At 61.3% G+C, this 9,655-nt stretch carries 13 protein-coding genes and 1 pseudogene; 3 read left to right on the forward strand and 11 right to left on the reverse strand.

The features are described 5' to 3' along the window. From ABUA09_RS17300 to ABUA09_RS17315, 4 genes are all read right to left on the reverse strand, one after another. The coding region (locus tag ABUA09_RS17300; RefSeq protein WP_349949569.1) for an NYN domain-containing protein at positions 1-568 on the reverse strand (568 nt) is incomplete at its 3' end. An 11-nt stretch (positions 569-579) separates the two neighbouring features. Next, positions 580-1,389, reverse strand: a complete 810-nt coding sequence (locus ABUA09_RS17305; RefSeq protein ID WP_058116941.1) for a M55 family metallopeptidase — start codon at positions 1,387-1,389, stop codon at positions 580-582. A 265-nt stretch (positions 1,390-1,654) separates the two neighbouring features. Beyond that, a complete protein-coding gene (locus ABUA09_RS17310; protein WP_227152173.1) occupies positions 1,655-2,167 on the reverse strand; it encodes a hypothetical protein in 513 nt (170 codons plus the stop codon). 67 nt (positions 2,168-2,234) lie between these two features. Beyond that, the gene (locus ABUA09_RS17315; protein WP_033119140.1) at positions 2,235-2,717 is read right to left on the reverse strand and encodes an RNA polymerase sigma factor; all 483 of its coding nucleotides are present in this window, start codon (positions 2,715-2,717) and stop codon (positions 2,235-2,237) included. A 342-nt stretch (positions 2,718-3,059) separates the two neighbouring features. Between ABUA09_RS17315 and ABUA09_RS17320 the strand changes: the two genes are divergently transcribed. Together ABUA09_RS17320 and ABUA09_RS17325 are read left to right on the forward strand one after the other, a co-directional pair. Further along, entirely contained in the window at positions 3,060-3,476 is a 417-nt protein-coding gene (locus tag ABUA09_RS17320; RefSeq protein ID WP_227152172.1) for a hypothetical protein, read from the forward strand. A 15-nt stretch (positions 3,477-3,491) separates the two neighbouring features. Next, on the forward strand, positions 3,492-4,043 hold the full coding sequence (locus tag ABUA09_RS17325) for a hypothetical protein (protein WP_033119138.1): 552 nt from the start codon (positions 3,492-3,494) through the stop codon (positions 4,041-4,043). Positions 4,044-4,124: 81 nt separating this feature from the next. Here the strand turns inward: ABUA09_RS17325 and hpf are convergent, their stop codons facing one another. From hpf to ABUA09_RS17360, 7 genes and pseudogenes are all read right to left on the reverse strand, one after another. Continuing rightward, a complete protein-coding gene (gene hpf / locus ABUA09_RS17330) occupies positions 4,125-4,670 on the reverse strand; it encodes a ribosome hibernation-promoting factor, HPF/YfiA family (protein WP_033119137.1) in 546 nt (181 codons plus the stop codon). Between the two features lie 172 nt (positions 4,671-4,842). Further along, complete coding sequence (locus tag ABUA09_RS17335; RefSeq protein ID WP_279202247.1) at positions 4,843-6,000, reverse strand: amidohydrolase; 1,158 nt, start codon at positions 5,998-6,000, stop codon at positions 4,843-4,845. A gap of 246 nt (positions 6,001-6,246) precedes the next feature. Further along, positions 6,247-6,726, reverse strand: coding sequence for a S1 RNA-binding domain-containing protein (locus tag ABUA09_RS17340; protein WP_033119135.1), 480 nt, complete (start codon positions 6,724-6,726; stop codon positions 6,247-6,249). Positions 6,727-6,929: 203 nt separating this feature from the next. Then, the gene (locus tag ABUA09_RS17345; RefSeq protein WP_227152170.1) at positions 6,930-7,208 is read right to left on the reverse strand and encodes an FtsB family cell division protein; all 279 of its coding nucleotides are present in this window, start codon (positions 7,206-7,208) and stop codon (positions 6,930-6,932) included. A gap of 232 nt (positions 7,209-7,440) precedes the next feature. Continuing rightward, a pseudogene (yabQ, locus tag ABUA09_RS17350) lies at positions 7,441-7,698 on the reverse strand (spore cortex biosynthesis protein YabQ); the annotation flags it as partial. A gap of 9 nt (positions 7,699-7,707) precedes the next feature. Continuing rightward, positions 7,708-7,998, reverse strand: coding sequence for a sporulation protein YabP (gene yabP, locus ABUA09_RS17355; protein ID WP_033119134.1), 291 nt, complete (start codon positions 7,996-7,998; stop codon positions 7,708-7,710). Positions 7,999-8,182: 184 nt separating this feature from the next. Next, the gene (locus ABUA09_RS17360) at positions 8,183-8,746 is read right to left on the reverse strand and encodes a biotin transporter BioY (protein ID WP_075705147.1); all 564 of its coding nucleotides are present in this window, start codon (positions 8,744-8,746) and stop codon (positions 8,183-8,185) included. Positions 8,747-8,971: 225 nt separating this feature from the next. Between ABUA09_RS17360 and ABUA09_RS17365 the strand changes: the two genes are divergently transcribed. Then, the coding region (locus ABUA09_RS17365) for a biotin--[acetyl-CoA-carboxylase] ligase (RefSeq protein ID WP_349949570.1) at positions 8,972-9,655 on the forward strand (684 nt) is incomplete at its 3' end.

Here is a 9,655-nt window from a genome sequence, read left to right on the forward strand (position 1 = left end):
CCTGGTGGTCCTCTTCGGCCTCTACCAGCTGGGCATTCTTGGGCAGTCCCGGCTCATCGCCTCCGAACACCGCCTCCGGTTCCGGCGCGGGCTCCGGCTTAGCCGCCTTGTCCTTGGCAGCGGCCCGAATGACCTCGATATAGATGAACTTGTCACAGGCCACGATGAAGGGACTGGGCGTCTTCTTCTCCCCCATGCCGATGACCTTCTTGCCCGCCTCCCGCAGCCGGGTGGCCAGACGGGTGAAGTCGGAATCGCTGGACACCAGTACGAAACCGTCGCACTGTCCGGTATAGAGGATGTCCATGGCGTCGATGATCATAGCCGAATCGGTGGAGTTCTTTCCGGTGGTATAGCTGTACTGCTGGATGGGGGTGATGGCGTTCTCCAGCAGGATCGGCTTCCAGGAGGCCATATTGGGGGTGGTCCAGTCCCCGTAGATGCGCTTGATGGTGGGGGTGCCGTAGACGGCAATCTCGGCCATCACATCCCGCATGGCAGTCCGGGAGGCGTTGTCCGCGTCAATGAGCACCGCCAGGCGCAGGCTCTGGTCGTTTGACTGCTCCATATCCGCCCTCCTCAGCCGTCACTGAGCACGAAGTGGTAGAACCGCAGCATCTCATACCAGTCGTCGGTGGAGAAGCACACACTCTTTCCATCTTCCAGCCGCGCCCCGGGGTAAAAGCTCTTGGAGTAGGCCGTCCGGTGCTCCCGGAATCGGATCTCGCTGTCGAACCGCTCCGGCATGGGCACCTTGCACTTGGCGGCCCGATGCACCGCCTCCTTGGCTCCCGCCCGGATGCGTTCCACGGCCACGTCGGGGTGGATGGAGATCACGCCACCGCCCACGCCCCGGTTGACCGGCACGGTCACGATCTCGGGGATAAACTCACGGGCAAAGGCGCACAGCTCCTCGTCGCCGGAGAGGAATACCGCAGGCACGCCGTAATATCCGGCGGTATAGGCGTTGATGAGGAACTCGCTGGCCCTCACACCGTTGAGGAGCACATGCTCGTTGCGTAGGTTCATGGTGTGGGAGAGGGGATTGCCGGGGCAGGAGGCCCAGGCGTGATAGCCGGTGAAGAGGACGGCGCCGTAGTCGTCCCTGTCCAAGCCGGACATCATGGACAGGGGGTCTCCCGTCCAGCCCCGGAGGATCCGGATGCACTCGGGCAGCTCCGCGGCGTCGATGTTCCGGGCGGAGTCGTGGGCGTCCTTGAGGAAGATCTCCCCGACCCCCGCGTCCAGGGCCCCCTTGCAGGCGGCCTTGACCTCCCGGGTCATCTGCTTCTGAAAGGGCTTGTAGTCGTCCATGGTACACCGCTCGGTCTCCGCCCAGTCGGTGATCCCGCAGGTACCCTCGATATCGGCGCTGATAAATACCTTCAAAGTACAGCACTCCTTTTCTTTTTTTCGTCTCTTTCTGGAATCAGTATAGCATAAAGAGACGGCTTTGCATATGCGGCCGAGCAAAAAAGTCGCCCGCCGGCGCAGACTTTCCGGGGCATTTGATTCCATGCGGGGCGGGCTGTCGCCCGCTCGCGCTCCCCCACCGCAGGCCATGAGCGCTCCCTAGCATACAGGGTTTTCGACAGACAGAGCGGACCTCCTGCCCAACCATTGGACAGGAGGTCCGCTGTTCTATCCTTTTGCGTCAGTTGAACTCCCAGGGGCTCACATACTTATGGGAGCTGGTCGCATACCCGTTTTCATATTTTACCGTCATATACAGGGGTTCCCCATTATTCACCAGCTTCACATAGCAGACACCGTCTTCAAATCTGTCTGTGATGTCAAGGCTCTGGTCAAACCAGTGGAGCCACACGGACCCATCCTCCTCATACCGCACATCCGGTGCCGTGAGATGCGCCATAAGGTCCTCCTCCGACGCAGGGATCTCTGTCCCGTCAGGCGCAAATACCACGCCGCCGCCGCTCTGATGCCGCACGTTCCCCTCGCCGTCGGTATATTCCATGCTGTAGCTTCCGTTTCCGTCAAATTGAATCGTGGCCGCTGTTTGGTCTCCGTGGATCCAGACCTGAACGGCGCGCTGAATTCCACCCGCATCTGCGGCATATGCGGCCGCGGCGCCGCCCACGAGCGTTGCACAGACGGCAACAACGGCGGCCATTGTTCTAAACCGATGCTGTTTTGCTGTTCTTTCCATTTTTTCTGCCTCCAAAGAAAAATTATCAGAGGCACGAATCGCCGAAAACGCCTGCTTGTATTTCTCCCTATTCGTCATCTTCCCATGCCTCCTTCAATGTGTTGCGGAGCGACATTCTTCCGCGTGACAACCTGACCTTCACATTGCCCGGCGTTATTTTCAGAATGTCCGCGATTTCCTTTACCGAATAATCTTCATAGTAAAACAAGTGGACCACGATACGATACTTTTCCGGGAGTTTCATCACCGCCTCAAACAATTCGGACGACTCCTCCGACTGGAAGGCCAGGGTTTCCATATAGTCCTCCAGCGGGAGCGCGTTTCGCCTGAAAAAAGTATTGTTCTTGTTCTTCGCCTTGTTGATCGCCACGCGGAGCAGCCACGCACGGATATGCTGCTCCGTCTCAAATTCTTTTTTCTGGGACCAATACTGAAGGAAGGTATCCTGAACAACATCCTCGGCATCCTGCGCATTTTTACATACGTTAAATGCCGCTGTATAGAGATTGTTCCGATATTTTTCAATCAGCATCTTGAGGGGTGGTTTCATATAGCATGCTCCTTAACCCGGTTGAAAAGCCTTTCATCCATAATACAAAGTAGCGGAGTGAAAGGTTACAAAGCGCCGCTACCGTCTTTTCCTCTGCCGTGGCGGACAAAGGCCGCCGCTTCTCAAAATGAGGGCGGCCGTTTTTTCTTTTGCCTGCAACTTTTTCCGCTCTCCCAGCGTCTAAGAAACACAGAAAGCCCACATATTTCCTCCCGCGTCTCTGCGGCAGCATTCATTTCTTAAGTTTTTCTTAAACCGCTATAAAAGCTGTTACAAAACGCCCTTCTTCATCGTTATAGAGGTAGAAACCTTTTCCAGAAGCGAAGAAAGGAGGCGCTGTCCATGGCGCGCCATACCCGGCTGCACTGGGCTCCGGCGGCGGCGATCCTGATCCTGTGCGCCGCTTTCGCGTGGTTCTCCCCCCGCAGTACGCGGGACATGCTGCCACTCTCCGCTGAGGGGGGGGATGTGCGCGCCCTGACGGTCTCCGGCGACGGCACCCTGCGCGCTTTCGCGCTCCCCGCCTCCGGACTACTGTCCTCCGCGCTGGCGGACAGCGCCTGCGTCCGCCTCCCCACCGCCCTGCCCGGCCCCTTTACCGGGGATATCTGTGTGTCCGCCGGCGGCATGTGTGCCTGGATCACCCCCCGCGGCGCCTTTCTCAGTCCCGCGGACGGCGATTCCGGTTGCTATATGATCCTGGGCTCCGGTCCCGCGCTCTATCAAAAGATCCAGGATCTGATTCCCCAGAACGCTTGAAAAGAGGGATTTCCTGTGCATACTATCAGAAAACGCATTTTCTGTGCCCTGACCGCTGTGGCCCTGCTGGCCGCCGGCTCGGCGGGCCTGTTATTCTGGGCGGACGGGCAGTATGCCGCCCGTCTGGCGGGGGAGATCCGGACCCGGTTCCAGGGCGGTGTGCTGATGGATGAGACCTTCTCGCCCCTGCCCCCCTCCGACTCCGTCCTGCTCTTCCAGAGGGCCGCCTCTCCCATCCGGCCCCTGTCCCTGAACACCAGCTCCTCCGGAGATGCGTCGGTGCTGATCCCCTACCTCCCAGATTACGGCTCGGATCTCTCCCTTACCGTGCCGAAGGCGGGGCGCTGGCGTCTTTCCTACCGCACCCTGGACGGTCTGGAGGTGACGGCGGACTACACCCATGCCGGCCAGGAGGCGTTGACCGTCTATCTCCCGGAGGCCGACCTGGAGGTGCGCCTGACCGGCGGCGATCAGGCCGCCATGGCGTACACCGCCCACGCCCGCCGTCCGGCCACCCCCGCCCTGCTGTGGACGGCCCTGACCGCCGAGCTTTCCTACCGGCTGTAAGACACACATCGTCCGACCGTAGAAAACAATGAGGCCCGCCCCGGAGCATAGCTCCGGGGCGGGCCCTTGTACTGCCTGGATTCAGACGTCGTCCTCAATGAGGCCGTAGCCGCCGCCGTTGCGGGTATAGACCACGGAGAAGGCCCCGTCGGCATCGGCGTTCTTAAAGGCGAAGAAGGTGTGTCCCACCAGATTCATCTGGAGCACCGCCTCTTCCACCGTCATATGCTTGATGGGGAACCGCTTGGTCCGCACGATCCTGAACTCGGACTCCTCCTCCTCGGGTGCGAAGTCGGAGACTTCGGCGGCGTCCACCGTGCGCTCGAAGGCGTCGGTGCGCAGACGCTTTTCCAGGCGGGCCTTGTTCTTGCGGATCTGGCGCTCCATGCCGGAGACACAGGCGTCAATGGATGCGCGCATATCGGAGGTACTCTCCGAAGCGCGGAGGATCATGCTGCCGGAGCGGACCGTAATTTCGCAGACGTTCCGGTCCTTTTCCACACTGAAGACGACAGATGCCTCGCCTTCCGTCTTGAAATAGCGGTCCAGCTTGCCTACCTTCTTTTCCGCATAGGCATGGACGGACGCGGGCAGAGTGACCTTCTTGTCGGTGAATACGAACTTCATTCGATTCAGCTCCTTCTTTCGTCCCCTCACGGGGACTGTGGTAACCGGGGGCAGTCCATTCCGCCCTTCGGTACCTTTATTATACCAGCATCTCTACGGAAAGTCACCTGGATTTTATGAACTTTATACAAATTCTGTCCCCGCTCCTCCGTCCCATTGCCCAAAGCGGCGGTCACTTCACCTGGATACCGTTGATAAAGACATGCTCCACACTTCCCGTCCACTCCAGCGGGTGGCCGCTGGTCACCACCACGTCGGCGTCCTTCCCGGGCGTCAGGGAACCCACACGGTGAGCCACACCAGCCAATCGGGCGCCGCCCAGAGTAATGGCCCGCAGCGCCTCTTCCGGCTCCAGGCCGCCCCGGACGGCAATGGCCGCGCACAGGGGCAGATACTGGATCGGGGTGACGGGGTGGTCGGTGCAGATGGCGATCTCCACCCCCGCCTTTGCCAGGCGGGCGGGGTTTTCAATGGTGAGGCCCGCCAGCTCGGGCTTGCTGCGGTCTGTGAGAATGGGCCCGGTGATAACGCCTACGCCCTCGGCGGCCAGCAGCTCGGTGACGCGGTAGCCCTCGGTGCCGTGGACCACCACGAATTGCAGTCCGTACTCCCGGCAGATCCGCACCGCCGTGGCGATATCGTCCGCCCGGTGGGCGTGGATATGGACGGGCAGCTCTCCCCGCAGCACGGGGATCAGCGCCTCCAACCTGGGATCATAGCCGGGCGCATTGGTGCCCGCCTCGGTATCCGCCTTGTCCTGACGGTCCATATACTCCAGCGCCCGGGCCAGCTCCGTGCGAATGACAGACGCGGTCCCCATCCGGGTGGTGGGGGTCTCCTTTCGCCCGTTGTACACCGTTTTGGGATTCTCGCCCAGAGCCATTTTCATAGTGGCCGGCGCCTTGAGCACCATTTGATCCACCCAGGCGCCCAGGGTCTTGATCACAATGCCCTGTCCGCTGATGGGGTTGGCGCTGCCCGGCCCGGTGAGCACCGTGGTGACGCCCCCCTCCCGCGCCTCCTGGAAGCAGCGGTCCAGAGGATTCACCCCGTCGATGGCCCGCACATGGGGGGTGCAGGGGTTAGTGGCCTCGTTGCCATCGTCGCCCTCAAACTTCAGGGCGTCGCCGAACAGCCCCAGGTGACAGTGGGCATCCACAAAGCCGGGAACGATGTGCCCGCCCTTCACGTCCAGGGAAGGGCCCTCGCAGCCCTTCGGCAGCGCCTCTATAGGGCCGACGCCTTTGATCTTGCCACCCTCCAGCTCCACATATCCATTGGGGATCACCGGAGCGTCCACCGGGTGCACCACACCGTTGAAAATCAACATTGTCTCCTCCGCCTTTCAAAATTTTAGTTGACATTTTTAGTAATATATGTTACTCTCTGTCTGTACAGAGTCCTGTCCCTCCTACCGGCTGGACTCCTGCCATTCTCCCACGCAAGATCCTTCCTTTGGGCGCGCCTTATCGGGCGCGCCCGCTTTCTTTTGCGGCGGATATACCGCTGTGCCTTTCTCTCCCACACAGAAAAAATGCGCGGCTTGTCCTTCAGCCGCGCATTTTCCTCTGCATTCTTATTTCCGTCCGCCGCGGCGGGAGCTTCTCTTCTCTGTGTACTTCATCTCCGACAGCTTGCTGTCGGAGGCCTGCATGAAATGCTTGAGCCGTTCCTCAAAGGACTCCGGCTCACTGGGCTGCCTGGAAAATCCGCCGGACCGCCCGCCGCCCTGCCGCGGCGCGTAGCCGCCCTGTCGGGGACCGCTGGGCCGGGGTGCAAAACCGCCCTGGCCGCCCGCGGGGCGAGGCGGCCGGGGAGGGGGATCCATGGCCTTTTTGATGGACAGATTGATGCGGTTGTTTTCATCGATTCCGATGACCTTGACCTTGACCTCCTGTCCCTCGGTGAGATGGTCTTTCACATCGTTCACATAGGAATAGGCGATCTCAGAGATGTGCACCAGACCCGAGCGTCCGCCGGGCAGTGACACAAAAGCGCCGAATTTTGTGATGCCTGTCACTTTTCCTTCTACAATAGAACCTACACCAAACTCCATACTGCTCCCAAAATCCTCCTTGAATATTCGCCCGAATCTCTTTAGGGCTTGTCTGAATATGGACCGTGTGCCCGGCGCCGAAGCACTTTGCCCCCCGGCAAGCGTTCCCCCGCCGGGGTCCCAGCGGACCCCCGGGGAAATCGGCGCCCGGCCGGGGGACAAAAGACCCGGCGTTCGGACGGATGATCCATTTCAAGCAAGCCCTAGTTGGTGATGATAAAGACTTTCTCTCCGGGCGCCACAAGGCCCAGCTTATCCCGGGCGATGTCGGCGATGCGGTCGGGGTCGTCCGGATTTGCCACGTCCTCGGCCAGTTCGGCGTTGATCTGGGTCTGCTCCGCCACCTGCTGGCTCAGCGTGTCCCGCTGGGCCTGCGCCTCCTGGATCTGGCCCTGGAGGTTCAGCAGGGCCGTCGCCATGTAGATGAGCAGAGCCAGAACCACCACCTTTGTGAGCAGTCCGGCCTTTTTTGTTCTGATCACGGCGTGCGCCCTCCCCTCCTCCCGCCGCCCGGCGGGTCAAGTCTTCCATCTCTTCGGGTATCAGTCTAATATTATACCATCTTCGGCCATAATGGAAGTGCTTCTTTGCAACTTTTTCAATTTTTTTACTGACATGCCCCAGCAGGACCAGGGGAAATGTGCAGAGCTTCCAGAGAAAAGCGATCCCGTCGGCCACCAGACCGGCCAGAAAGAGGGCCGGACGGCTCAGCGCCAGAAAATAGACGACCGCCCCCAGGAAGAGGGCCAGCACCATATAAATGCGCAACTGCCCGCCCCCGGCGGCGATGGCATAGAGAAAGAGCCCCGCGGTGACCAGAGCCCAGAAGAGGAGATCCAGCGCGGAGCCCAGCAGGGGGAGCCGGACCCGCCGCCGGAGGATGCGGAACAGATCATATACCAGGCCCAGCGCCGTCCCCAGGCCGGCGGCGCCCAGGAACGTAAGGGCCTGGTCCAGAAGGTCGACGCCCATCGCGTGGACCTATCGGAACAGCCGGGCCAGGAAGCCGCCCCGTTCGCCCCCGTCGTCCTCATAGGTCAGGGAGTCCACGCTTCCCTCCACCTTCAGGTCTCCCCCGTCCAGACTCAGCTTTTCGATGTGGAGGTCCTCCCCCCGCACCACCAGGGTCCCCTTGCAGGTGCTCATGACAATGCTGTTCTCGTCGAAGCTCTCCACCTCCTCCACCCCAGATACGGACAGAGATTCCCGCCCCTCCAGAATCACATGATGGGGCGCAGTCTCCGCCCGGAGCTTCTTCTCCTCGTATTGCATCCTTCTCCCGCCTTTCCCAGCAATGGCTTTCTGCTGTAACCATGTATATGGGACAGGGGCCGCGGATATGCAGAGGCGCCCCCCTTCTATGAGTACGGGCTGCCGAAAAACCTGTATGTTAGGGATCCTTGCGGTCTGCGGCAGGGGAGCGCGAGGGGCGACGCCATCCGCGGCTTTCAAATCCCTAGTTCGTCGCGGCGGCAGTCCCCGCCGTGGGCCCCAGCGCCTTCCGCAGAGGCCGGTATACGGCCGCGGTGGCGGCAATCTTCAATGCGTCTCCAGGGAGGTACACCAGCATCCCGATCTGCGCCACGGTCCAGGCGGACAGCCCCTTCCCCAGATAGACGTTCAGGATGAGATACATATACGGCAGCCCCACCAGGTAGAGCACACCCAGCCCGACCAGACACGCCAGGACCACCCGCGGGAGCTTCGCCTCCCCCTCGGTCAGTTTTCCCATGACCCAGGCGGAGGGGATCAGCCCCAGCAGAAATCCGAAGCTGGGCTGAAAGACGTAGCCCAGTCCGCCCCCCATGGTGAAAATGGGCAGGCCCACCAGGCCCAGCACCACATAGGCCGCCTGGGACAGCGCCCCCCACCTGGCCCCCAGAAGTACGCCCGCCATGGCGGTAAACAGGAATTGCAGCGTGACGGACATCGCCCCCAAAGGAAACTTGAGGAAGGCCCCGATGGCTGTCAGGGCAGAGAAAAGGGCGGCCAGGATCAACATGCGGGTGTTGGTTCTCATTGTGTACTCTCTCCAATCGTAAACCAATTTTTTATTGTAGGTTTACAATATCACATTTTCCCCCGATTGTAAACTGTTATTTTTCATTTGGTTGACGTATCCTCCCTTCCGGGGATATAATATCCTTGATACACAAGGCGGAGGTCCGCCTTCTCCCTGCCGGATCGGCCGCAGGGCGGCTCATTCCGCGCACGGAAAATGGAGAGGACAAAAGGGGGCTCGACTATGCTACAAGATGAAATTCTCACGCTTCTTCGCTCCGGCGGCGGGGCCTATCTCTCCGGTGAGGCCATGAGCCGGAAGCTGGGGGTCAGCCGCGCGGCGGTGTGGAAGGCGGTGGACGCCCTCCGGCGGGAGGGCTATGCCATCTCCTCCGGCTCCAACCGGGGCTATCGGCTGGAGTCGGCGCCGGACACCCTGCGGGCGGGGGAGCTCTCTCAGGCCCTGGCGGGGCGCCTGGTGGGGAGCAATCTGGCCTGTCTGGAGACGGTGGACTCCACCAACAACGAGATCAAGCGCCGGGCGGCCAACGGCGCGCCGGAGGGACTGGCCGTCCTCACCGATGAGCAGACCGGCGGCCGCGGCCGCCGGGGAAACACCTTTCAGTCCCTGAAGGGCAAGGGGCTCTATTGCTCCATCCTCCTGCGGCCCCGTCTGGTGCTGGACCTGGACAAGCTCAGTACGCTCACCGCCTGGGTGGCGGTGGCGGCCAGCCGCGCGGTAGAGGCCTGCTGCGGGCTCCGCCCCGGGATCAAGTGGACCAATGACCTGGTCCTGGACGGGCGGAAGCTCTGCGGCATCCTCACCGAGCTGGAGCTGGAGGCCGAGACCGGGGAGCCCTCCGCCGTGAGCGCGGGCATCGGCATCAATGTCGGACAGACCGACGGGGACTTCGGCCCGGCACTCTCC

This window comes from Intestinimonas sp. RTP31139st1_F5_RTP31139_211217, assembly GCF_040226735.1.
Taxonomy (GTDB): Bacteria; Bacillota; Clostridia; order Oscillospirales; family Oscillospiraceae; genus Intestinimonas; species Intestinimonas butyriciproducens.